Annotated in this window: 18 protein-coding genes and 1 pseudogene; 2 read left to right on the forward strand and 17 right to left on the reverse strand. The window is 69.9% G+C overall.

What is annotated here, in order from left to right; genetic code table 11:
• Positions 1-887, reverse strand: a pseudogene (locus tag ACFVYN_RS07975) (hypothetical protein); the annotation flags it as partial.
• Between the two features lie 579 nt (positions 888-1466).
• Between ACFVYN_RS07975 and ileS the strand changes: the two are divergent.
• Entirely contained in the window at positions 1467-4604 is a 3138-nt protein-coding gene (ileS, locus tag ACFVYN_RS07980) for an isoleucine--tRNA ligase (protein WP_389994117.1), read from the forward strand.
• A 247-nt stretch (positions 4605-4851) separates the two neighbouring features.
• On the opposite strand, the gene ACFVYN_RS07985 is transcribed toward ileS, so the two are convergent.
• From ACFVYN_RS07985 to rsmH, 16 genes are all read right to left on the reverse strand, one after another.
• Complete coding sequence (locus ACFVYN_RS07985) at positions 4852-6090, reverse strand: DivIVA domain-containing protein (RefSeq protein ID WP_389994119.1); 1239 nt, start codon at positions 6088-6090, stop codon at positions 4852-4854.
• 52 nt (positions 6091-6142) lie between these two features.
• A complete protein-coding gene (locus tag ACFVYN_RS07990) occupies positions 6143-6433 on the reverse strand; it encodes a YggT family protein (RefSeq protein ID WP_057618503.1) in 291 nt (96 codons plus the stop codon).
• A 50-nt stretch (positions 6434-6483) separates the two neighbouring features.
• A complete protein-coding gene (locus tag ACFVYN_RS07995) occupies positions 6484-7125 on the reverse strand; it encodes a cell division protein SepF (protein WP_007381413.1) in 642 nt (213 codons plus the stop codon).
• A 129-nt stretch (positions 7126-7254) separates the two neighbouring features.
• Complete coding sequence (locus ACFVYN_RS08000) at positions 7255-7974, reverse strand: YggS family pyridoxal phosphate-dependent enzyme (protein ID WP_389994122.1); 720 nt, start codon at positions 7972-7974, stop codon at positions 7255-7257.
• A 6-nt stretch (positions 7975-7980) separates the two neighbouring features.
• Complete coding sequence (pgeF, locus tag ACFVYN_RS08005) at positions 7981-8709, reverse strand: peptidoglycan editing factor PgeF (protein ID WP_389994125.1); 729 nt, start codon at positions 8707-8709, stop codon at positions 7981-7983.
• Positions 8706-9902 (reverse strand): cell division protein FtsZ, encoded by a 1197-nt coding sequence (gene ftsZ, locus ACFVYN_RS08010; RefSeq protein WP_389994128.1) that lies wholly within the window; start codon positions 9900-9902, stop codon positions 8706-8708. The genes pgeF and ftsZ overlap by 4 nt, the downstream gene beginning before the upstream one ends.
• Before the next feature lie 287 nt (positions 9903-10189).
• Positions 10190-10984: a cell division protein FtsQ/DivIB gene (locus ACFVYN_RS08015; RefSeq protein WP_389994131.1), complete on the reverse strand. Its 795-nt coding sequence runs from the start codon at positions 10982-10984 to the stop codon at positions 10190-10192.
• Positions 10985-11003: 19 nt separating this feature from the next.
• The gene (murG, locus tag ACFVYN_RS08020) at positions 11004-12098 is read right to left on the reverse strand and encodes an undecaprenyldiphospho-muramoylpentapeptide beta-N-acetylglucosaminyltransferase (RefSeq protein WP_389994133.1); all 1095 of its coding nucleotides are present in this window, start codon (positions 12096-12098) and stop codon (positions 11004-11006) included.
• 6 nt (positions 12099-12104) lie between these two features.
• Positions 12105-13466, reverse strand: a complete 1362-nt coding sequence (ftsW, locus tag ACFVYN_RS08025; RefSeq protein WP_389994135.1) for a putative lipid II flippase FtsW — start codon at positions 13464-13466, stop codon at positions 12105-12107.
• 20 nt (positions 13467-13486) lie between these two features.
• Positions 13487-14920: a UDP-N-acetylmuramoyl-L-alanine--D-glutamate ligase gene (gene murD, locus ACFVYN_RS08030; protein ID WP_389994137.1), complete on the reverse strand. Its 1434-nt coding sequence runs from the start codon at positions 14918-14920 to the stop codon at positions 13487-13489.
• The gene (gene mraY / locus ACFVYN_RS08035; protein ID WP_389994140.1) at positions 14902-15975 is read right to left on the reverse strand and encodes a phospho-N-acetylmuramoyl-pentapeptide-transferase; all 1074 of its coding nucleotides are present in this window, start codon (positions 15973-15975) and stop codon (positions 14902-14904) included. Before mraY ends, murD begins: the two co-directional genes overlap by 19 nt.
• Positions 15972-17381: a UDP-N-acetylmuramoyl-tripeptide--D-alanyl-D-alanine ligase gene (murF, locus tag ACFVYN_RS08040; protein WP_389994142.1), complete on the reverse strand. Its 1410-nt coding sequence runs from the start codon at positions 17379-17381 to the stop codon at positions 15972-15974. Before murF ends, mraY begins: the two co-directional genes overlap by 4 nt.
• A gap of 4 nt (positions 17382-17385) precedes the next feature.
• Positions 17386-18906, reverse strand: coding sequence for a UDP-N-acetylmuramoyl-L-alanyl-D-glutamate--2,6-diaminopimelate ligase (locus ACFVYN_RS08045; protein WP_389994301.1), 1521 nt, complete (start codon positions 18904-18906; stop codon positions 17386-17388).
• 256 nt (positions 18907-19162) lie between these two features.
• Positions 19163-21139 carry a penicillin-binding transpeptidase domain-containing protein gene (locus ACFVYN_RS08050; protein WP_389994304.1) on the reverse strand — a complete coding sequence of 659 codons (1977 nt, stop codon included), beginning with the start codon at positions 21137-21139 and terminating at the stop codon, positions 19163-19165.
• Between the two features lie 5 nt (positions 21140-21144).
• Positions 21145-21714, reverse strand: coding sequence for a hypothetical protein (locus ACFVYN_RS08055; RefSeq protein WP_389994145.1), 570 nt, complete (start codon positions 21712-21714; stop codon positions 21145-21147).
• 58 nt (positions 21715-21772) lie between these two features.
• Positions 21773-22729: a 16S rRNA (cytosine(1402)-N(4))-methyltransferase RsmH gene (gene rsmH, locus ACFVYN_RS08060; protein WP_389994147.1), complete on the reverse strand. Its 957-nt coding sequence runs from the start codon at positions 22727-22729 to the stop codon at positions 21773-21775.
• A gap of 377 nt (positions 22730-23106) precedes the next feature.
• Here rsmH and ACFVYN_RS08065 point away from each other — a divergent pair, with 377 nt between their 5' ends.
• The gene (locus ACFVYN_RS08065) at positions 23107-23712 is read left to right on the forward strand and encodes a beta-class carbonic anhydrase (RefSeq protein WP_389994150.1); all 606 of its coding nucleotides are present in this window, start codon (positions 23107-23109) and stop codon (positions 23710-23712) included.
• Positions 23713-23753 lie beyond the last annotated feature (41 nt).

The raw sequence follows: 23753 nt of genomic DNA on the forward strand, positions 1-23753 counted from the left end.
GCGTCCTTCGTCGCGGGCGTGCTCTTGGCCGCGGCCTCCGTCGCACCCGCGCTCTTGGCCACGGCCCTGTTCTCGACGGCAGCCTTCTTTCCAGCCTTGCTCTTGACCGGGTCCTTCGCCGCAGCCCCCCTCTCCATCACGCCCGCACTCTTGGCTGCGGCCCTGTTCTCGGCAGCGGCCTTCGTCGCAACCGTGCTCTTGGCCGCGCTCTTCTTCGTGACCGCCTTCTTCCTCGTGGCCGAGGTCTTCTTGGCGGCCGCGGACTTCTCGGCGACCGCCTTCTCGGTGTCCGCGGCGTTCTTATCGACAGCCTCCTTGCCGACCGCCTTCTCCGCGACCGCAGCCTTTCGACCGACCCCCTCCCTGCCGACCCCGTTTTCGGTGACCGCCTTTCGACCGACCGCCTTCTCCGTGACCCCAGCCTTCTTGCCGACGGTCTTCTTCTTCACCGCCGCCTTCTTCGTAGCCGCAGCCTTCTTCGTGGCCGCAGCCGTTTTCGTACCCGCGCTCTTCTTCCCGACCGCTGCCCTCTTCGTCACCGAAGCCTTGCCGACACCCTTGGTCGTCTCCGTCGTCCCGCCGACGGGCGGCTCGGCCGCCGGTCTCCCGGCCGGGGCCTCCTCCCCCGCGGTCCCCCGGCCGCCGGGAGCCGCCCGGGAAGCCGGGGCCTTCCTGGCGCCGCTCGTCTTCCGGAGCGGCGTCTTCTTCGCGACGCTCTTCGCCGCCGCTCCGACCGCCTTCACGGCCTTGGCCGCCGCTTCCTTGCCGGACGGCACCGCGCGCGCACTCTTCTTTCCGCCCGCGTCCTTGGCCTCGCCGCCGGAGGCACGGGCATGGGTGGACCGGCCCGACGCCGACTGCTGTACGGCGGTCTTCTTCGCCACCATGCCGCGGCCCCTTCACATATTGTGATCTTGCTCGCGAATCGTGCTGGGACGATAAATCGACTGGAGTCCCGCGGCAACGGGGCACGCCGCCCGATCCGCCCGCCCCGCGCGCGTGGGGCGGGAAGCATGCATGCGTTGTGCCCAGCTCCCCGCCGGGTAATCCGCCGGACCGTTCGTCCCGGAATCCGAACCGCCCTGCCGCTCCATTCGGGTCACCCCACGCCCTGCGGCGACCTCCGCGCCCGGCCCCGGAAAACCGGTCGGCCGCTGTCCCCGGGGCGCCGTACACTGGGCGGAGCGAAAAGCGTGGATGGGGACGAGTAGCGGCGTACGCAGCCCAGAGCGACCCGGGGACGGTGGAAGCCCGGGGGCGAGCGCGACGTGAAGATCACCCCGGAGCCGCCGGAAGAAAGCCCGCAGGGGCCGTAGACCCGGCATCGCATCCCAATGAGGGGGCTCACCGACGCACACCACGTGTTGGCGGGCCAAGGAGGGTGGTACCGCGGGAGCGCGTCGAAACCGGCGCACGGACTCTCGTCCCTCCGGACGGAAGGCAGCACATCCGCCGGAGGAAGACTGATGACGCAGTACCGCCAGGTGCCCGCCCAGGTGGACCTGCCCGCGCTCGAGCACGCGGTGCTCGACTTCTGGCGCGAGCAGAAGATCTTCGCCAAGACCCTGGAGCAGTCCGAGGGCCGCCCCGAGTGGGTGTTCTACGAGGGCCCGCCCACCGCCAACGGCATGCCGGGCGCCCACCACATCGAGGCGCGCGTCTTCAAGGACGTCTTCCCCCGCTTCCGCACCATGCGCGGCTACCACGTGGCCCGCAAGGCCGGCTGGGACTGCCACGGCCTCCCGGTGGAGCTGGCGGTCGAGAAGGAGCTCGGCTTCACCGGCAAGAAGGACATCGAGGCGTACGGCATCGCCGAGTTCAACGCCAAGTGCCGCGAGTCGGTGACCCGCCACACCGACGCCTTCGAGGCGCTCACGACCCGCATGGGCTATTGGACCGACCTCCAGGACCCGTACCGCACGATGGACCCGGAGTACATCGAGTCCGTCTGGTGGTCGCTCAAGGAGATCTTCAACAAGGGCCTGCTGGTCCAGGACTACCGCGTGGCCCCCTGGTGCCCCCGCGACGAGACCGGCCTGTCCGACCACGAGCTGGCGCAGGGCTACGAGACGATCGTCGACCCTTCCGTGTACGTCCGTTTCCCGCTCACCTCCGGTCCGCTCGCCGGCCAGGCCGCGCTCCTGGTGTGGACGACGACCCCCTGGACCCTGGTGTCCAACACGGCGGTCGCCGCGCACCCGGAGGTCACCTACGTCGTCGCGACCGACGGCGAGGAGAAGCTCGTCGTCGCCGAGCCGCTGCTCGCCAAGGCGCTCGGCGAGGGCTGGGAGACCACCGGCCAGTCCTTCACCGGTGCCGAGATGGAGCGCTGGTCCTATCAACGTCCGTTCGAGCTCGTGGAGTTCCCGGAGCCGGCCCACTACGTGGTCAACGCCGAGTACGTCACGACCGAGGACGGTACGGGCCTGGTCCACCAGTCCCCCGCCTTCGGTGAGGACGACCTCAAGGTCTGCCGCGCCTACGGCCTGCCCGTCGTGAACCCGGTCCGCCGGGACGGCACGTTCGAGCAGGACGTCCCCCTGGTCGGCGGCGTCTTCTTCAAGAAGGCGGACGAAAAGCTCACCGAGGACCTCCAGCAGCGCGGCCTCCTCTTCAAGCACATCCCGTACGAGCACAGCTACCCGCACTGCTGGCGCTGCCACACCGCGCTCCTCTACTACGCGCAGCCCTCCTGGTACATCCGGACCACCGCCGTCAAGGACCGCCTCCTCCAGGAGAACGAGAACACCAACTGGTTCCCCGAGACGGTGAAGCACGGCCGCTTCGGCGACTGGCTGCAGAACAACATCGACTGGGCGCTGTCCCGCAACCGCTACTGGGGCACCCCGCTGCCGATCTGGCGCTGCGAGGACGACCACCTCACCGTCGTCGGCTCCCGCGCGGAGCTCACCGAACTGACCGGCACGGACCAGTCGGGCCTGGACCCGCACCGCCCGTACATCGACGAGGTCACCTTCGCCTGCCGCCACGACGGCTGCCGGAAGACGGCCACGCGCGTGCCGGAGGTCATCGACGCCTGGTACGACTCGGGTTCGATGCCGTTCGCGCAGTGGGGCTACCCGTACAAGAACAAGGAACTGTTCGAGTCCCGCTACCCGGCGCAGTTCATCTCCGAGGCCATCGACCAGACGCGCGGCTGGTTCTACACGCTGATGGCCGTCGGCACCCTGGTCTTCGACAAGTCGTCGTACGAGAACGTCGTCTGCCTCGGCCACATCCTCGCCGAGGACGGCCGCAAGATGTCCAAGCACCTGGGCAACACCCTGGAGCCCATCCCGCTGATGGACCGGCACGGCGCGGACGCGGTGCGCTGGTTCATGGCGGCCGGCGGCTCCCCGTGGGCGGCCCGCCGCGTCGGCCACGGCACGATCCAGGAGGTGGTGCGGAAGACCCTCCTCACCTACTGGAACACGGTCGCCTTCCAGGCCCTGTACGCCCGTACGTCCGGCTGGGCGCCCAGCGAGGCGGACCCGGCCCCGGCCGACCGCCCCATCCTGGACCGCTGGCTGCTGTCCGAACTGCACGCCCTGACCGACCAGGTGACCCAGTCCCTGGAGTCGTACGACACCCAGCGCGCCGGCAAGCTCCTGTCGGCGTTCGTCGACGACCTGTCCAACTGGTACGTACGCCGGTCCCGGCGCCGCTTCTGGCAGGGCGACAAGGCCGCGCTGCGCACCCTGCACGAGGTCGTCGAGACGGTCACCCAGCTGATGGCCCCGCTGACCCCGTTCATCACCGAGCGGGTCTGGCAGGACCTGGTCGTGCCGGTCACCCCGGGTGCCCCGGAGTCGGTGCACCTGGCCTCCTGGCCGGAGGCGGACCTCTCCGCCATCGACCCGGAGCTGTCCCGGCAGATGGTCCTGGTGCGCCGGCTCGTCGAGCTGGGCCGTGCCACGCGCGCGGAGTCGGGTGTGAAGACCCGTCAGCCGCTGTCCCGGGCGCTCATCGCCGCGACCGGCTTCGGCTCCCTCGACCCTGAGCTGCACGCGCAGATCACGGAGGAGCTCAACGTGAGCGCGCTCGCCTCCCTCAGCGAGGTCGGCGGGAGCCTGGTCGACACCACGGCGAAGGCCAACTTCCGCGCGCTGGGCAAGCGTTTCGGCAAGCGCGTCCAGGACGTGGCCAAGGCCGTCGCGAACGCCGACGCGGCCGCGCTCTCGCTGGCCCTGCGCGAGGGCAGGGCCTCGGTGGAGGTCGACGGCGAGACGATCACGCTCGCCCCCGACGAGGTGATCATCACGGAGACCCCGCGCGAGGGCTGGTCGGTGGCGTCCGACTCCGGGGCGACGGTGGCCCTGGACCTGGAGATCACGGAGGAGCTGCGCCGAGCGGGCCTGGCCCGTGACGCGATCCGCCTGATCCAGGAGGCCCGCAAGAACAGCGGCCTCGACGTGGCCGACCGCATCGCGCTGCGCTGGACGGCCACGGACCCGGCCGTGATCGCGGCCCTGTCCGAGCACACGCCTCTGATCTCCGACGAGGTCCTGGCCACGGACTTCGCCCAGGGCGAGGCGGACGACACCTACGGCACCCCGTTCACCGACGAGGGCCTGTCCCTGACGTTCCGACTGCGCAAGGCGTAAGGCCCAGTTCCCCGCGCCCCCTGGGGCACGTCCATCGCACCCACCCGAAAGGGGCGCGGGGCTGTGACATTAGCGGCCCCGCCGCGGGGCGCGACCGGCCACAGCGAGCCCGCACTCGCCAGAAGACACCACGAGGCACATCCATAGGCGCCCGGCTCAAGCCGGCGCAGCGAAAGGGCGGGGCCCCGGATCGAAATCCGGGGCCCCGCCCTGAACGCTGCCGACGCCTAAGGCGTACTAGAGGCCGTCAGTTGTCGTCCTCGTCGATGAGGAAGCCACGCATGGGCGAGGGAGCCTGCCCCATCGGACCGGGGCCCTGCGGCCGTACCGGCGCCATCGGCTGGGTCATCGCGGGCGACATCTGCTGCTGGCCGCCGTACGACGGGCCGGCCGGCGAAGGACCGCCACCCATGCCCTGGTTGCCACCGTACGACGGCGCGCTCGCACCGGCCGGAGCCATGGAGGGCGCCGGGGACGGCGGCAGCGACGCAGCGGCCTGGGCACGCGGCGGGGCCAGCGAGTCGTCGGCCTGGGTCTCCAGCTGACGCAGCTGCGATTCCAGGTACGACTTCAGACGCGTGCGGTACTCGCGCTCGAAGCCGCGCAGGTCCTCGACCTTGCGCTCCAGCGTGGCGCGGGCGGACTCCAGGGAGCCCATCGCGACGCGGTGCTTCTCCTGCGCGTCCCGCTCCAGGGCATCCGCCTTGGCACGGGCGTCACGCTCGAGACCCTCGGCACGCGAACGCGCCTCGCCGACGATCTTGTTGGCCTCGGAACGGGCCTCGGCGATCGCCTGGTCGGCGGTCTGCTGGGCCAGCGACAGGACTCGGGCGGCGCTGTCGCCACCGGGGCCCTGACCGGGGCCGCCCATCGGACCGCCCATGGGGCCGCCCATCGGGCCACCCATCTGCTGCTGCATGGGCTGACCGCCCATGGTGCCCTGACCCATGGGGCCTTGGCCCATCTGGCCCTGACCCAACTGACCCTGGCCCATCTGGCCTTGACCCATCTGGCCTTGTCCCATCGGACCCTGACCCATGGGGCCCTGGCCCATCTGGCCGGGACCCTGCGGGCCGCCCTGGCCACCGCCGGGACCGGCGGGCAGCTGCGGCGCACCGCTCGGCAGCTGGGGCGGGCCACCCATGGGGCCGCCCATCTGCTGCTGCGGCGGACCGGATATGCCGGCCGGTACGGGGCCGCCGGGACCGGGCCCGCGCATACCCTGCTGCGGCATTCCCTGTCCGGGCATGCCACCCTGCTGCTGGTCCTGCTGCTCCGGAGGCTTGCGCATGTTCTGCTGGTTCTGGGCGGCAGCACGCGTCGCCGCGGCCAGCTTGGCGCGCAGGTCCTCGTTCTCGCGCAGCAGGCGCGTCAGTTCGGCTTCGACCTCGTCGAGGAAGGCATCGACCTCGTCCTCGTCATAGCCTTCTCGGAGGCGGACGGTCGTGAACTGCTTGTTCCGCACGTCCTCGGGGGTCAACGGCATCTCTTCACCTCAACGTAGTCATCGGCAGTCGGCAAGACCGTATCGTCCACAGTCACCTCGCCAGGTTTCCCGTGATGGAGATGAGGATGTAGACGATGATCATCAGCACGAAGAAGGACAGGTCGAGCGCCACGCCCCCGAGACGCAGCGGCGGAATGAACCGCCGCAGAAGCTTCAACGGTGGATCGGTGACAGTGTAGGTGGCCTCCAGAACGACCACCATCGCCTTGCCGGGTTGCCACGAGCGGGCGAACTGGAAGACGTAGTCCATGACCAATCGGAAGATGAGCACGATGAGGAACACCATCAGCGCGATGTAGATCACCTGCGCGAACACGCTCATGGTCTGTCTTTCCCTCTCCCCTGTTCGTACTTCGTTCCGGTTGTTGCTTCTCAGCTCTGGTTGAAGAACCCGCCCTCTGCGATGCGGGCCTTGTCCTCCGCCGTGACATCGACGTTAGCAGGCGACAACAGGAACACCTTCTGCGTCACCCGCTCGATGCTGCCGTGAAGACCAAACACCAAACCGGCCGCAAAGTCGACAAGTCGCTTGGCGTCTGTGTCATCCATCTCAGTCAGATTCATGATCACCGGGGTGCCCTCACGGAAGTGTTCCCCGATGGTACGGGCCTCGTTGTAGGTCCGGGGGTGAAGTGTGGTGATCCGGTAAGGCTCTCGTTCCGACACGACCTTGGGCATGATCACCGGTGCGTTCTTCTCCAGGCTTGCGCGCTCTTGTGTGATGGATGCCACGGGCGCGATGCGCGCCGGACGCACCGATTCCGCGGCGAGCGAAGAGGATCGGGGCACCGGGTCGCGCGGCACCGAGGACTGCACAACTCTGACCGATTCGTCCCTTTCAGGCTGAAGTGCCTGATGTGACTGGTGAGACGGCTCATGCCGTCGGCGGTCCCGCTCGGGCTCCGGGTCGAGTTCCGGTTCGAAGTCGTCGTCGGGGTCGAAACCGCGGCCGTCGTACCCATCGTCCTCCACGAGGCCGAGGTAGACCGCCATCTTGCGCATCGCGCCGGCCATTCTCTGAGTCCTCCGCTCTGTGGTGGATCGGCTGACGACTGCCAAGTGCCCGCGATCCACGAGGTCGTTATGACCGCCTTTCGGCGGTAATGACCATATTTTCTGCTGTGGTCCGACTTCCTGGCGACGTTACCCGAGCCTGGAGCGGACTCCGAGTACCGCGGTGCCGACGCGCACATGTGTCGCTCCCGCTGCCACGGCCTGTTCGAGGTCCGCACTCATACCTGCGGAGACCATGTTCGCAGCCGGATGGACTCTGCGCAGGTCAGTCGACAAATCCATCAACCGCTCGAACGCCGCCTGTTCGCGTCCCGCGTACTCCCCGGTGAGCGGCGCGACGGTCATCAACCCGTCGAGCCGCAACCCCGGAGCCCCGGCCACGAGAGCGGCCAACTCCTCGATTCCGCCCGGCGCCACGCCACCCCGCTCCCCTCGCTCGCTCGAACCGGCGTCGAGAGCGACCTGGATCAGGCAGCCCACCTCGCGCTCGGCCTTCACGGCCTCCCTGGAGAGAGCCGTCACCAACTTCGAACGATCGACGGACTGCACGAGATCCGCGTAACCCACAACAGATCGCACCTTGTTGGTCTGCAGTTGACCAACAAAGTGCCAAGCAAGGGGCAGATCCGAGCATTCGGCGGCCTTGGGCGCCGCGTCCTGGTCCTTGTTCTCGGCGACGTGGCGCACCCCGAGCTCGGCGAGGATCCGCACATCGCTCGCGGGGTAGGTCTTGGTGACCACGATGAGGGTCACCTCTTCCCGCCTGCGCCCGGCGGCCGCACACGCGGCGGCGATGCGCGCCTCCACCTTCGCCAGATTCGCGGCGAGTTCGTCCTTGCGGTCCGTCATGCCCGATCAGTCCAGCCAGACATATCCCGCGAGTCGCCCCGTGGTGCGATCGCGGCGGTACGAGAAGTGGTCGTCCGACTCCAGCGTGCACGCCGGCGACTGCTGCCGGTCGCGCACCCCGAGCCGGTCGAGCTGCGCGTGCACTCCGGCGGTCACGTCGACCGCGGGAGTGCCCCAGCTCGTTTCGGAGTGCGCCGCGGGTTCGACGACGGTGACGGCGGCCCGCATCTCCTCGGGCACTTCGTAGCACCGACCGCAGACGGCGGGTCCGGTGCGGGCGACGATCCGGGCGGGGTCGGCGCCGAGTTCGGTCATCGCGCGTAGCGCGGCCGGGACGACTCCGGCGACCATGCCGGGCCGGCCCGCGTGCGCCGCCGCGGCGATCCCGGCGACCGGGTCGGCGAGCAGCACCGGGGTGCAGTCGGCGGTGAGGACGGCGAGGGCGAGACCGCGTTCGGCGGTGACGACCGCGTCGACCCGGGGCACCGGCCTGTCGTCCCACGGCTCCGAGACCACCACGACGTCCGCCCCGTGCACCTGGTTCATCCAGACCACCCGGGCCGGGTCGAGACCGAGCGACTTGGCGGCCAGTTCGCGGTTGGTCCGCACGGCCGCGGGGTCGTCGCCGACCGCCCCGCCGAGGTTGAGCTCCTCATACGGAGCGGCGCTCACCCCGCCCCACCGGTCGGTGAAGGCGAAGTGCGCGCCGCTCACGCTCTCGAGCTGTCCTATCACTTCAGGAAGTCCGGCACGTCCAGCTCCTCGGCCGCGCTGTCCGAGTAGCTCCGGGACGGCGGGACGGGCGGGGCGACCGGGAGGTCGGCGACCGGCTCGGGCGCCGGCTCCGGGTCCTCCTTCGGCGTGACGCTGCCGAGCGAGCCGAAGGACGGACGGCTCTCGGTCTGCCGTACCGGAGTGGGCTCCTCGCGGCGGGCCGGGGCCGAGGAGGAACCCATGACCGTCTCACGGCGGGCGGGCGGCTGGCCCCCGTCGAAGCCGGCCGCGATCACGGTGACGCGGACCTCGTCGCCGAGGGCGTCGTCGATGACCGCGCCGAAGATGATGTTGGCCTCGGGGTGGGCGGCCTCGCTGACCAGCTGGGCCGCTTCGTTGATCTCGAACAGGCCGAGGTCGCTGCCGCCCGAGATGGAGAGCAGCACGCCCCGGGCGCCGTCGATGGACGCCTCGAGCAGCGGCGAGGAGATCGCCATCTCGGCGGCGGCCACCGCGCGGTCGTCGCCGCGGGCCGAGCCGATGCCCATGAGCGCCGAACCGGCCTCGGACATGACCGACTTGACGTCGGCGAAGTCGAGGTTGATCAGACCGGGCGTGGTGATGAGGTCGGTGATGCCCTGGACACCGGAGAGCAGGACCTGGTCGGCCGACTTGAAGGCGTCGAGGACCGAGACCTGGCGGTCCGAGATGGACAGCAGCCGGTCGTTGGGGATGACGATGAGGGTGTCGACCTCTTCGCGGAGTTCCGCGATGCCGTCCTCGGCCTGGTTGGCGCGGCGCCGGCCCTCGAAGGTGAAGGGGCGGGTGACCACGCCGATGGTGAGGGCGCCCAGGGTGCGTGCGATGTTGGCCACGACGGGCGCGCCGCCGGTGCCGGTGCCGCCGCCTTCACCGGCCGTCACGAAGACCATGTCGGCCCCCTTGAGGACCTCCTCGATCTCCTCGCGGTGGTCCTCGGCGGCCTTGCGGCCCACGGCCGGGTTGGCTCCGGCGCCGAGTCCGCGGGTGAGTTCGCGGCCGACGTCGAGTTTGACGTCGGCGTCGCTCATCAACAGCGCCTGCGCGTCGGTGTTGATGGCGATGAACTCGACGCCCTTGAGACCGACCTCGATCATCCGGTTGATGGCATTGACACCACCGCCGCCGACACCGATGACTTTGATGACTGCGAGGTAGTTCTGCGGTGCTGCCACGTCGAAGGCCTCTCGCCTCGAGTTACGTGTCGCCGAACCGACGAAGCACTGCTGCCTCGCGATCCGTCGACTGATGCCGAATGGGACGGTCCGTAGCGCCGACCCGAACCCTAACGCTGAAGTTTAGGGTTACCAGTGTGTCTGTTCCCTGGAGTCTTCTGAACAGGACACTAAGTCGACAAGTGGCGCACGTTCAACGAACACGCCGAACCTCCCGTTTTTCTTTTCACCCTATGTGATCAGCCGTAGCGCTGCCCAACCAGGGTGCTGGCCTGCGCTGATGTGCGTCAACTCCCCGATGACGCAGGGGCTGTGGGGACGCTGACGTCGAAGTGCCGGGCATCCGGGGCGGCTTTGACGAGAGCAGTGAGCGTACGGGCCTTCGCGGCGCCCTTCTCGCTGCTTCCCCAGGCGACGGTACGACCTCCCCTCAACTCCAGCGAGATGTCGTCATACGAACGCACCTTGACGGAACGGGTCGCGCGCGCGACGTCGACCGGAATGTCACCCGCCACGAGCACCGCTTCCCGCACCAGCCGGGCCTCGCCGAAACGGCGCAGGCTCGCGGCGCGGGAGTCCGGCCGGGAGAGCGCCAATTCCAGTACGGGGACGCCTTTCGGGGCTACGGAAACCGTGGCGAACCGGACACCTTCATCGTCCACTTCGACAAAGTTTCCGCCCTTTTGGACAAGCAGAACCGGAGTACGCTCAGTCACTTTCAGCCCGATTCCGTGGGGCCAGGAGCGAGCGACATCAACTGAGTCAATTCGGGGCAATTTCCGGCGCAGTCGTGCCTCGATCGCATCGGTGTCGACGGAAATCAGCGGCGAGCCGAGCGGGACGTCGGCGGCTTCGCGGACCTGTTCCGGAGTCAGCACCAGGGTTCCCGAGACCGACACGCGTTCGACACGGAGCCACGGGGACCCGTACAACAGCCAGACGGCGCCCGCGGAGAGAAGTGCGAGCGCCACGGCGAGGATGATGATCATACGAAGCCGACGCACCCTCAACCGCCGGGCGGGTGGCGGGCCGGACGACTCCTGCTGGCGTTCACCGCGCTCGGCGGTCGTCGATCCGGCCACGCGCACTCCCTCTTCCTGGCTACTGGCGTCGGTGCGAGGCGATCGCCTCGTACACCATGGCGACGAGCAGCTCGTCGGCGTCCCGGCGGCCGAACTCGGCGGCGGCGCGGGACATCTCGTACAGCCGGTGCGGATCGGCGAGCACGGGCAGGACGTTGCCCCGTACCCAGTCGGGTGTCAGTTCCGCGTCGTCGACCAGCAGTCCGCCGCCGGCCTTGACCACCGGCTGGGCGTTCAGCCGCTGTTCGCCGTTGCCGATGGGCAGCGGGACGTAGGCGGCCGGGAGCCCGACGGCGGAGAGTTCGGCGACGGTCATCGCGCCCGCACGGCAGAGCATCATGTCGGCCGCGGCATACGCGAGGTCCATCCGGTCCAGATAACTTACCGGGATGTAGGGGGGCATTCCCGGCATCTGCTGTACATGCGGCAGTTCGTTCTTCGGGCCGACCGCGTGCAGGATCTGGATCCCGGCCTGCTGGAGCCAGGGCGCGACCTGCTGGACGACCTCGTTGAGGCGCCGGGCGCCCTGCGAGCCGCCGGAGACCAGCAGGGTCGGCAGGTTCGGGTCGAGGCCGAACATGTGCCGGGCCTCGGGGCGGACGGCGGCCCGGTCCAGGGTGGCGATGGTGTGGCGCAGCGGGATGCCGATGTAACGGGAGTTGCGCAGCTTGCTGTCCGGCGTGGCCACGGCGACCTGGGCGGCGTACCGGGAGCCGATCTTGTTGGCGAGACCGGGGCGGGCGTTGGCCTCGTGGACCACGATCGGCACCCCGAGCCGCTTGGCGGCGAGGTAGGCGGGCAGCGCCACATAGCCGCCGAAGCCGACGACGGCGTCGGCCTTGGTGCGCTCCAGGATCTGCTCGGTGGCCTTGATCGTGCCGCGCAGCCGGCCCGGCACGGTGATCAGCTCCGGGGTCGGCTTACGGGGCAGCGGGACGGCCGGGATGAGCGCGAGCTCGTAGCCGCGCTGTGGGACGAGCTTGGTCTCCAGGCCCCGTTCCGTGCCCAGGGCCGTGATCCCCACGGTCGGGTCCTGCCTGCGCAGGGCGTCCGCGAGGGCGAGCGCGGGCTCGATGTGGCCGGCGGTCCCCCCACCGGCGAGTACGACATGCACCGAAATTCACCGCTCTCCGGACGAACGCGCCGATGGGGCGCGCCGTCGCATCGTGTTCCATCTCCGAGGCCCCCGTGCCGGCACGGCGCCTCCCGCCCGCTTTCTACCAAAGCGGGGTTGCCGCATCGAAAGCGCCATCCGCGCGGCGGGATCGTCACGCGCGAACGCGATCAGCAGCCCGATGGCGAACATGGTCGGCAGCAGGGCGGACCCTCCGTAGGAGAACAGCGGGAGTGGGACACCGGCGATCGGCAGCAGACCGAGCACCGCACCGATGTTGATCACCGCCTGAGCGGTGATCCAGGTGGTCACACCTCCCGCGGCATACCTCACGAAGGGGTCCTCCGTGCGTCCGGCCACGCGGATACCCGCATAGCCTAGAGCCGCGAAGAGAGCGAGTACCGACAGCGTCCCCGCGAGGCCCAGTTCCTCACCGGTGACGGCGAAGATGAAGTCGGTGTGGGCTTCGGGGAGTTGACCCCATTTTTCCACACTCGCGCCGAGCCCGGAGCCAAAGATTCCGCCAGATGCGAGGGCATAGATGCCGTGCACGGCCTGCCAGCAGTCGGCGGCCCCCGACTTGGGCTCGGTGGCGCCGATGCAGGCGAGCCGGGCCATGCGGTTGGGGCTGGTCTTGATGAGGATCATCCCGATCAGCCCGGCGATCGACAGCACCCCGACGAACAGCCGGGTCGGGGCCCCCGCCAGCCACAGCAGGCCGAACAGGATCGCGGTCAGGATGATCGCCGTACCCATGTCGCCGCCGAGCATGATCAGCCCGAGCAGCAGGAAGGCGACCGGGACGAGCGGCACCAGCATGTGCTTCCACTGGGTCAGCAGCTTCTTGTCCTGCTTGCGGGCGAGCAGGTCGGCCGCCCACAGTACGAGGGCGAGCTTGCCGAACTCGCTGGGCTGGATCTGGAAGGAGCCGCCGAGCGAGATCCAGTTCTGGTTGCCGTTGACCGACATCCCTATCCCCGGCACCTGTACCAGGGCCATCAGGAAGACCGCGCCCGCCAGGATCGGATAGGCCAGCGCCCGGTGCAGCTTGACCGGCATCCGGGAGGCGATCAGCAGCAGTACGGTGCCGATGACGGCGGCCAGGAACTGCTTGCGGAAGAAGAAGGATCCCGGCAAGGACATCTGCAGGGCCGTGATCTGGGAGGCCGAGTACACCATCACCAGGCCGAGCACGGTGATCAGCAGGCTGCCGCCGAGGATCAGGTAGTAGGCGGTCAGCGGCCGGTCCCAGGCCTTTCGCACGCGCGTGTAGAGCTGTTGCACGGGGTTCTCGCGCGCCTGCCGGGGGACGGCGGGGCGCCGGGACGCCCGCTGCACGGGGGGCCTGCCGGTCCGGCTACTGGGCATCAACGCCTCCGCTACGTCGGTCAGGCGCCGAGTTCGCGAACCGCCTCCGCGAACGCGTCACCGCGCTGGTTGTAGTTGGCGAACATATCCATCGAGGCGCAGGCCGGAGCCAGCAGCACCGTGTCACCTGCGACGGCGAGGCGTGAGGCCTCCTGGACAGCCGCGAGCATCGCCCCAGTGTCGGTCCGGTCGAGGTCCACCACGGGTACCTGCGGGGCGTGTCGCGCGAGGGCTTCACGGATCAGGGCGCGGTCCTTGCCGATGAGCACGACACCGCGAAGTCGCTGTGCCGACTTGGCGACCAGCTCGTCGAAGGTCGCGCCCTTGGCGAGCCCGCCCGCGATCCACACGATCGACTGGTAGGCCGCCAACGAGGCCTCTGCGGCATGGGTGTTGGTGGCCTTGGAGTCGTCGACATAGGCCACCCCGTCCACGTCGGCGACGTGGGAGATGCGGTGGGCGTCCGGGGTGAAGTCCCGCAGCCCGTCCCGTACGGCCCTTGCGGGCACCCCGAATGCGCGTGCGAGGGCCGCCGCCGCAAGGGCGTTGGCGATGTTGTGCGGGGCCGGCGGGTCGACGTCGGAGACCTCGGCGAGCTCCTGGGCGTTCTTGTGCCGGTCCTCGACGAAGGCCCGGTCGACCAGGATCCCTTCGACGACACCGAGTTGGGAGGGCCCGGGAGTGCCGAGGGTGAAGCCGACGGCCCGGCAGCCCTCCTCGACGTCCGCCTCGCGCACCAGGTCCTCGGTGGCCTTGTCGGCCACGTTGTAGACGCAGGCGACCCGATTGCCCTCGTAGACACGGCCCTTGTCGGCGGCGTACGCCTCCATGGAGCCGTGCCAGTCGAGATGGTCGGGGGCGAGGTTGAGCACGACGGCGGAGTGGGCGCGCAGCGAGGGCGCCCAGTGCAGCTGATAGCTCGACAACTCCACGGCGAGGACGTCGTACTGCTCGTCGCCGAGCACCGCGTCCAGCAGGGAGACGCCGATGTTGCCGACGGCGGCGGTACGCAGCCCGGCGGCCTTCAGGATCGACGCCAGCATCTGGGTGGTGGTCGTCTTGCCGTTGGTGCCGGTGACCGCGAGCCAGGGGGCCGCGTCGGGGCCGCGCAGCCGCCACGCGAGCTCCACGTCGCCCCAGATCTCCAGGCCGGCCGCACGGGCCGCGGTGAAGAGCGGCTTGTCCGGCTTCCAGCCCGGTGCGGTGACGACGAGTTCGGTGCCCTCGGGCAGGGTGCCGCCGTCGCCGAGGCGGACGGTGATGCCGAGCGCCTCCAGCTCCGCGGCCTGCTCACGCGCGCGTGCGTCGTCGCCGTCGTTGACGACCGTGACGTGTGCCCCGCGCGCGTGCAGCGCCTTGGCCGCCGGGATGCCGGAGACACCGAGTCCGGCGACGGTGACGTTCTTTCCCTGCCAGTCGAGGTGCTCCGAGGAGGTCACTTTTCTGCTGCCCATCCCGCGTAGAAGAGACCCAGGCCGACGATCACACAGATGCCCTGGATGATCCAGAAACGGACCACCACGAGGACTTCGGACCAGCCCTTGAGTTCGAAGTGGTGCTGGAGCGGGGCCATGCGGAAGACGCGCTTGCCGGTGAGCTTGAAGGAGCCGACCTGGATGACCACCGACATGGTGATGAGGACGAACAGGCCGCCCATGATGGCCACCAGCAGCTCCGTGCGGGACAGGATCGCGAGGCCGGTCAGGACACCGCCGAGCGCGAGCGAACCCGTGTCACCCATGAAGATCTTGGCCGGCGAGGTGTTCCACCACAGGAAGCCGAGGCAGGCGCCCATCAGCGCCGAGGCGATGACCGCGAGGTCGAGGGGGTCGCGCACCTCGTAGCATGCGCCCGGGTTGGTGAGGGTCTGCGCGTTGGCGCAGGACTCCTGGAACTGCCAGACGCCGATGAACGTGTAGGCGCCGAAGACGAGGACGGAGGCGCCGGTGGCGAGGCCGTCCAGACCGTCGGTGAGGTTCACGCCGTTCGACATCGCGAGGATCATGAACAGCGCCCAGACCACGAACAGGATCGGGCCGATCTTCCAGCCGAAGTCGGTGATGAACGACAGCTTGGTGGAGGCCGGGGTGTTGCCGCGGGCGTCCGGGAACATCAGCGCGAGCACCGCGAAGCTGATGCCGACGATCAGCTGGCCTGCCATCTTCGCCTTGGCCCGCAGGCCCAGCGAACGCCGCTTGACGATCTTGATGTAGTCGTCGAGGAAGCCGACCAGTCCCATGCCGCACATCAGGCCGAGCACCAGCAGGCCCGAGTAGGTGGGCGGGAAGCCGGTGATGACCTTGGACAGGAAGTAGGCGACGACCGTCGCCAGGATGAAGGCGATACCACCCATGGTCGGCGTACCGCGCTTGCTGGCGTGCTCGCGCGGGCCGTCGTCCCGGATGTACTGGCCGTAACCCTTGCGCGCGAGCAGCTTGATCAGCAGCGGGGTGCCGACCAGGGTCAGGAAGAGGCCGATGACTCCTGAGAACAGGATCTGCTTCATCATCGGGCGGCAACCTCACCCTCGGCGTCGAGCAGCGCCTGGGCGACGCTCTCCAGGCCGACCGAACGGGACGCCTTCACGAGGACGACGTCTCCCGGGCGCAATTCACTGCGCAGCAGGTCGACCGCCGCCTGTGCGTCGGACACGTGCACCGACTCCTCACCCCACGAACCCTCGTTATATGCGCCCAGTTGCAGCCAGGACGCTTCCCTGCCCCCGACCGCGACGAGCTTGCCGACATTGAGCCGGACGGCGAGCCGTCCGACCGCGTCGTGCTCGGCGAGCGCCTCGTCCCCGAGCTCGGCCATCTTGCCGAGCACCGCCCAGGTCCGCCGCCCCTTGCCCATCGCCGCGAGCGCGCGCAAGGCCGCTCGCATGGACTCGGGGTTCGCGTTGTAGGCGTCGTTGACGATGGTCACGCCGTCCGGGCGCTCGGTGACCTCCATACGCCAGCGGGAGAGGGAGCCCGCCTCGGAGAGCGCGGTGGCGATCTCACTTGCGGACATGCCCAGCTCATGGGCGACGGCGGCCGCGGCGAGCGCGTTCGACACGTGGTGCTCACCGTACAGGCGCATGGTCACTTCGCTTGCACCGGAGGGTGTGCGAAGGCTGAAGGCGGGCTGTCCGCTGTCCGTGAGTCGCACGTTCTCGGCGCGAACGTCCGCTTCGCCGGACTCTCCGAAAAGGATCACCTTCGCCTTCGTACGGGCGGCCATGGCCCGTACGAGAGGATCGTCGGCGTTGAGAATCGCGGCGCCGCCCTCCTGTGCCGAAGGAAGGGCCTCCACGAGCTCGCCCTTGGCCTGCGCGATCTGCTCGCGGCCGCCGAACTCGCCGATGTGGGCGGAGCCGACGTTCAGGACCAGGCCGATCTTCGGGGGCGTCAGATCCGTGAGGTAGCTGATGTGGCCGATCCCGCGGGCGCCCATCTCCAGGACGAGGAACTTCGTCTCCTCGGTGGCGGTGAGCGCGGTGAGCGGCAGCCCGATCTCGTTGTTGAGCGAGCCCGGTGTGAACACCGTCGGCGCCTTGCGGCGCAGCACCTGGGCGATCAGGTCCTTGGTGCTGGTCTTGCCGGCCGAGCCGGTGAGGGCGACGAGGGTCGCGCCGAGCCGTCGTACGACATGGCGCGCGAGGGCGCCGAGGGCCGTCTGAACGTCCTTGACGACGATCGCGGGCACGCCGACGGGGCGTTGGGCCAGCACGGCCACCGCGCCCGCCCGGACGGCCTGCTCGGCGTAGTCGTGGCCGTCGACGCGTTCTCCCACGAAGGCGGCGAACAGAGCACCGTCCTTCACCTGCCGGGAGTCGATGACGACGGGCCCGTGCACCTGCGCCGACGGATCCGGTATGTCGTGGGTCTGCCCGCCGACGACTGAGGCGATCTCGGCGAGAGAGAGGGCGATCACAAGTTCATCCCTGGGTCTTCTGGATGGCTTCTCGAAGCACCTGGCGGTCGTCGAAGGGACGGACCACCCCGGCGATGTCCTGGCCCTGCTCGTGGCCCTTGCCCGCGACGAGCACGGTGTCACCAGGCTGCGCGCGGGCGACGGCTGCGGCGATCGCGGCGGCCCGGTCCTCGAAGACCTGGACCTCGCCGCGCTCGTGTGCCGGTACGGACGCCGCGCCCTCGAGCATGGTTGCGAGGATGGCCAGCGGATCCTCGGAGCGGGGGTTGTCGGAGGTCAGTACGGCGGTGTCGGCGAGGCGGGCCACGGCCGCGCCCATGGGCCCGCGCTTGGTCCTGTCGCGGTCGCCCCCGCAGCCGAGCACGACGTGCACCCTGCCCTCGGTGACCTTGCGCAGCGCCTTGAGGACCGACTCGACGGCGTCGGTCTTGTGGGCGTAGTCCACGACGGCGAGGTAGGGCTGCCCGGCGTCCACGCGCTCCAGGCGGCCCGGCACCCCCGGTACGGCGGCGACGCCGTGTGCGGCGGTCTGCGGGTCGAGGCCGGCCGCGGCCAGGGCGACGATCGCGGCGAGGGTGTTCGCCACGTTGAAGGGGCCCGCGAGCGGCGACCTGGCGGCGATCCGCTCGCCCTTGGGGCCGATCACGGTGAACGTCGAGTCCATGGGGCCGACTTCGACGTCCTCGGCACGCCAGTCGGCGTCGGGGTGGCCCTCGGCGGAGTAGGTGACGACGGGGACCGTGGCTTCCCTGGCGAGCCTGCGGCCGTACTCGTCGTCGAGGTTGACGACGCCGAGACGGCTGCGTTTCGGCGTGAAGAGCTGTGCCTTGGCCCGGAAGTAGTCCTCCATGTCGGAGTGGAACTCCATGTGTTCCGGGCTGAGGTTGGTGAAGACGCCGATGTCGAAGACACAGCCGTCGACCCGGCCGAGGACCAGCGCGTGGCTGGAGACCTCCATGGCGACCGCCTCGACGCCGCGCTCGCGCATGACCGCGAACAGGGCCTGGAGGTCGGTGGCCTCGGGCGTGGTGCGCTCGGACTTGATGCGCTCGTCGCCGATGCGCGTCTCGACGGTGCCGATCAGGCCGGTGGACCTGACCCCCTTCAGACCGCCCTCGACGAGGTACGCCGTGGTGGTCTTGCCGGAGGTGCCGGTGATCCCGATCTGAAGCAGGTCCCGGCCGGGGTGGCCGTAGATCGTGGCGGCCAGTTCGCCCATGCGTGCGCGTGGGTCCTCGACGACGAGCACCGGGAGCCCCGTCGCGGCGGCGCGCTCGGCGCCCGTGGGGTCGGTCAGCACGGCGACCGCGCCGAGGCCGGCGGCCTGGGTGGCGAAGTCGGCGCCGTGCAGACGGGCTCCGGGGAGGGCGGCGTACAGGTCGCCGGGGCGGACGGCACGTGAGTCATGGGTGATGCCCGTGACCTGCGCGGTCTCCTCCGGCTGTTCGATACCCAGCTGATCGGCGAGCTCCGCGAGGGGTGTTGCGGAGACCCGGACCGGCCGGGGCGGTCCCGGATACGTCACGGGTGCGCCCTTCTGGGTGGTTTGGGACTGATCAGCGTGTGGCACGGCGGTGAGCGTACCGGGCGCACCCGCCTCGGAGCTAAAAGAGGGCCCGCGCGCAGCGCGGTCGGACAAGGGTGGTGGTGGGCGACGGGTGGGCGAGGGGCGAGGAGCCCCTTGGTTCCCGGGATCGGAGGTGATCGTCGTCACGAGGTGGTTCCTGGTGGCCTTTCCGAGGTGCTGATGAGGTGCTCAGGTGGTGCTCAGGTGGTGCTGATCAGGGCGTGTAGGAGACGGGCAGCTTCGCGGCCTTCGCCCCGGTGGGCGGGACCTGCAGCGTCTTCAGGGCGAACTCCATGACCTTCTTGTAGACGGGTCCGCAGATCTGGCCGCCGAAGTAGCTGCCGCTGGTGGCGTTCTGGATGGCGCAGTAGACGGTGATCCGGGGCTGGTCGGCGGGCGCGAAGCCGGCGAACGACGAGGTGTAGCCCTTGTACTTGCCGGTGGCCGGATCCACGCGGTTGGCCGTGCCCGTCTTGCCCGCGACGCGGTAGCCGGGGATGCGCGCCTTGGCTCCGGTGCCCTCCTGGTCGTCCACGACCGACTCCAGCATCCGGGCCAGCGTCCTGGCCGTCCTGGCACTGACGACCCTTGTCTCCTTGGGCTTCGCGGCAGGTGTGAAGCGTCCGTCGGGTCCCTTCGTGCCGCGCACGAGGGTCGGTTCGACGCGGACTCCGCCGTTGGCGATCGTCGAGTAGACGGACGCGGCCTGCATGGCGTTGAGGGACACGCCCTGGCCGAAAGGAATCGTGTACTGCTGCGAGGTCGACCAGTCCGCGGGCTTGGCCAGGATGCCCGGGGTCTCGCCGGGGAAGTCGAGCCCGCTGTAGCGGCCGAGGCCGAACTTGCGCAGGTAGGAGTAGAGGACCTGGTTGGCCTGCGCCTGGGTTTTGCCGAGCTGGCCGGTCGCCAGGATGGTGCCGATGTTGCTGGACTTGGCGAGCACGCCGTTGAGCGTGAGGTACCAGGTCTCGTGGTCGATGTCGTCCTTGAAGAGCCGGTCACCGCGGTGCAGCCGGTTGGGCACGATCACATGCGTGAGCGGGGTGGCGACGCCCTGTTCCAGTACGGCGGCCATCGACATCACCTTGGCGGTGGAACCGGGCTCGTAGGCGTCCTGCAGGGCCGCGTTGCCCATGTTCACCGAGCGGGCCTTGGACAGGTCGTTCGGGTCGAAGCCGGGCGAGTTGGCCATGGCCAGGACCTCACCGGTCCGGGTGTCCTGCACTATTACGTACCCGCGGTCCGCCTTGGACTCCTTCACCTGGTCGGTGATGGCCTGCTGGGCGGCCCACTGGATGTCGCGGTCGATGGTGAGCTCGACGTCGCTGCCGGGCACCGCGGGCGTCTCGGTGGAGCCCACGGTGGGCACCTGACGGCCACCGGACTGGGCGTAGCGGACCTTGCCGTCCTTGCCGGCCAGCAGGGAGTTCAGCTGCTGCTCGACACCGCCGCCGCCCTTGCCGTCGGCGTTGACCCAGCCCAGTATCCCGGCGGCGAGATCGCCGTTGGGGTACACGCGCTTGGTCGTCGGCACGGACAGGACGCCCCCGAGGACGTTGGCCGTGCCCGGGTCGGTCCCGCTCTTGGTGGCGAGCGCGGACTTCAGGTCCTTGATCTGCTTCCAGACCTGCGGGGTCTGCCGGTTGGCGAGCAGGACGTAGCGGAGCTTCTTGTCCTTGGGCCGCAGCTTCTGGAGGATCGTCTCCTGGTCCTGCCCCAGGATCGGGGCGAGCAGGGCGGCGGCCTGCTCGGGGCCGTCGTCGATCTTCAGTTGCTTGCGGGTGAACAGCGTGGGGTCGGCCGTGATGTCGTACGCGTCCTCGCTGGTCGCGAGGGCGACGCCGGCGCGGTCGGTGATCCCGCCGCGCTCGGCGGCGAGCGTGTAGCCGACGTACCGGTTCTGCTCGGCCTTGGCGGCGTACGTGCTCGCGTCGACGGCCTGCACCTGGAGCAGTCGTACGACGAAGGCGGCCAGCACCAGCGTCAGCGCGAGGCCGACCAACCGCAGCCGGGGGCGGGGGCTGCCCAGGCGGATGGTCTTGGGGGCGGCCGCACGGGGCGCCGACGGGCGGCGGGCCGGGCGGGCGCCGGGACCCGGGCGCGGTCGCCCGACGGGGCGGGCGGAGCGCTCGGGGCGTGCGGGTCCGGGCACGCGGCGGCGCGGCGGTTGCCTGCCGAAGTCGTCGGACACTTCCGTCACCTGCCGGGGGTCGTGGTCGTGGGGAGCGGGACGTCCGAGGGGACGGCCTCGGACGTCGGTACGACGGTCTCGGGAGCCTGTACGACGGTTTCCGTCGGAGTGGGGGTGGGGCTGGCCGTCGGCGTCGGGAGGGCCGCGCTGTCGATCACCTCGGGGGCGAGGACGAGCGGCATCCGGTAGGTGACCGGGTCGGTCTCGGGGGCGGCGGACGGGACGCCCTTGACGGTGCCGTCGGGGTCGAGGAAGGCCGGGTCGCCGCCGGGCACCATGCCGAGTTCACGGGCGCGGCGCACCAGGGCGTCGGGCGCGGAGTAGGCGTCGATGTCCCGCTGCAGGGCCTGTTGCTCGTCGGTGAGGCTCTTGGTGTCCTTCTGGAGGTCGGTGAGCTTGAACGAGCCTTCGCTCAGCGCGGAGTTCAGCACCAGCAGCCCGATGAGGCCGCCGCCGAGGAGGAGGACCACGAGGAGCACGAAGGGCGCGCGGGCCGCCTGACCGGGGCTCGCCGTGCCGGGCAGGAGACGCGCGAGACGAGCCGCCCTCCCCCGCAGTTCGGGTTTCCTGCTCACGCACCCTCCAGTGAGTCCGGTTCCCCAACCCACCGACGCGGCTCACGCGCCTCACGCATCATTCGATGGACTCCCTGATTCGCTCGGCGCCTCTGCACCGCGCCGGTGCGGCTCGCCGGTTCTCGGCGATCTCTTCCTCGGTGGGAAGTTCGGCACCGCGCGTGAGCAGCTTGAGCCGGGGCTGGTACCGCTCGGGGACGACGGGCAGCCCGGGCGGGGCGGTGGTGGCGGCGCCGGCCGCGAAGACCTGCTTGACCAGTCGGTCCTCCAGCGAGTGGTACGACAGCACGACGATCCGGCCGCCCACCGCGAGCGCCTTCACCGCGGCCGGGATCGCCCGCTCCAGGACGGAGAGTTCGCCGTTGACCTCGATGCGCAGGGCCTGGAAGGTGCGCTTGGCCGGGTTGCCGCCGGTGCGCTTGGCGGCCTGCGGCAGGGAGTCCCGGATCAGCTCCACGAGCCGCGCGCTGTTCGTGAAGGGCTCCTTGGCGCGCTCGCGCACGATCGCCGAGACGATCCGCTTGGCCTGCTTCTCCTCGCCGTACGCCCTCAGGATCCGGACGAGTTCGCCCGGCGGGTAGGTGTTGAGGACCTCGGCGGCGCCCATGCCGGTCGTCTGGTCCATGCGCATGTCCAGCGGGGCGTCCTGGGCGTAGGCGAAGCCGCGGTCGGCCTCGTCGAGCTGCATGGAGGAGACGCCGAGGTCGAACAGGACGCCCTGCACGCGCGCGATGCCGAGCCGGTCGAGGACGTCCGGGAGTTCGTCGTAGACGGCGTGGACCAGGGTGGCGCGCTCACCGAAGGGCGCGAGTCGCTCGCCGGACAGGCGCAGGGCCTCCTTGTCGCGGTCGAGGGCGACAAGACGGGCCTCGGGGAACCGCTGGAGCAGGGCCTCGCTGTGGCCGCCGAGACCGAGCGTGCAGTCGACGACCACCGACCCCGGCCGCTCGAGCGCCGGGGCCAACAGGTCCAGGCACCGCTGGAGCATCACCGGGACGTGTCGACTCTGGCTCAAGGGGCCCTCTCAGGTCCGGCGCGGCCCGTACGCACCGCCAGGTCCCCGCCCTCCCCCAGCAAGCTGGGGGGACCCCCAGTGAAGGGGAGGCCTGCCGGCGCCGGAAGCGTCAACCGACCGGGAGCGGGAGGAGGCCGAGCCGTACGTACGCGCCGCGCACGCGGGGAGACCGTCCGTGCGCTGGCCGGGGGCCTCCGGGGAATGTCAGCAGGGAGGCCTCGCCTCCCGCTTCGCGTCACTTTAGTCCACGGTGTCTCGCGGTCAATCAACCGGCCTGCGCGTCGCGCACCGGCGCGGACCCGACGCTCCGAAAGGACCGAAAACACCCGTTCGGGTGCACCCGAACCTCATGTGGGGTACCTCACACACAAGGCGTGATGACGCTCTTTTTCCCTTCTCACGGCAGGACCGCGACGGCGGTGACCAGTACCGTCATGGTTATGACGACTTCCGCATCCGTTCCCACCGAAGGCGCCATATCCGACGGCGGCCGTGTGACCGACCGCCTCGTCAGCGCCAACGAGCGGTACGCCGCCGCGTTCACCGACCCCGGCATGGACGCCCGCCCGGTCCTGCATGTCGCCGTCGTGGCGTGCATGGACGCCCGCCTCGACCTGCACGCCGCGCTCGGCCTGGAGCTCGGCGACTGTCACACCATCCGCAACGCGGGCGGTGTGGTCACCGACGACGTGATCCGCTCGCTCACCATCAGCCAGCGCAAGCTCGGCACCCGCAGCGTCGTGCTCATCCACCACACGGGCTGTGGTCTGGAGGCGATCACCGAGGACTTCCGCACCGAACTGGAGATGGAGGTCGGCCAGCGTCCCGCGTGGGCCGTGGAGTCCTTCCGCGACGTCGACCAGGACGTACGGCAGTCCATGCAGCGGGTGCGCACCTCGCCGTTCCTGCTGCACACCGACGACGTGCGCGGGTTCGTGTTCGACGTGAAGACGGGCCTGCTGCGCGAGATCGACCCCGCGTAAACGGCCCCGACCAGGTCCGCCGCAGCTGTCGCTTCGCTGTT

This window comes from Streptomyces sp. NPDC058307 (genome assembly GCF_042880295.1).
Taxonomy (GTDB): Bacteria; Actinomycetota; Actinomycetes; order Streptomycetales; family Streptomycetaceae; genus Streptomyces.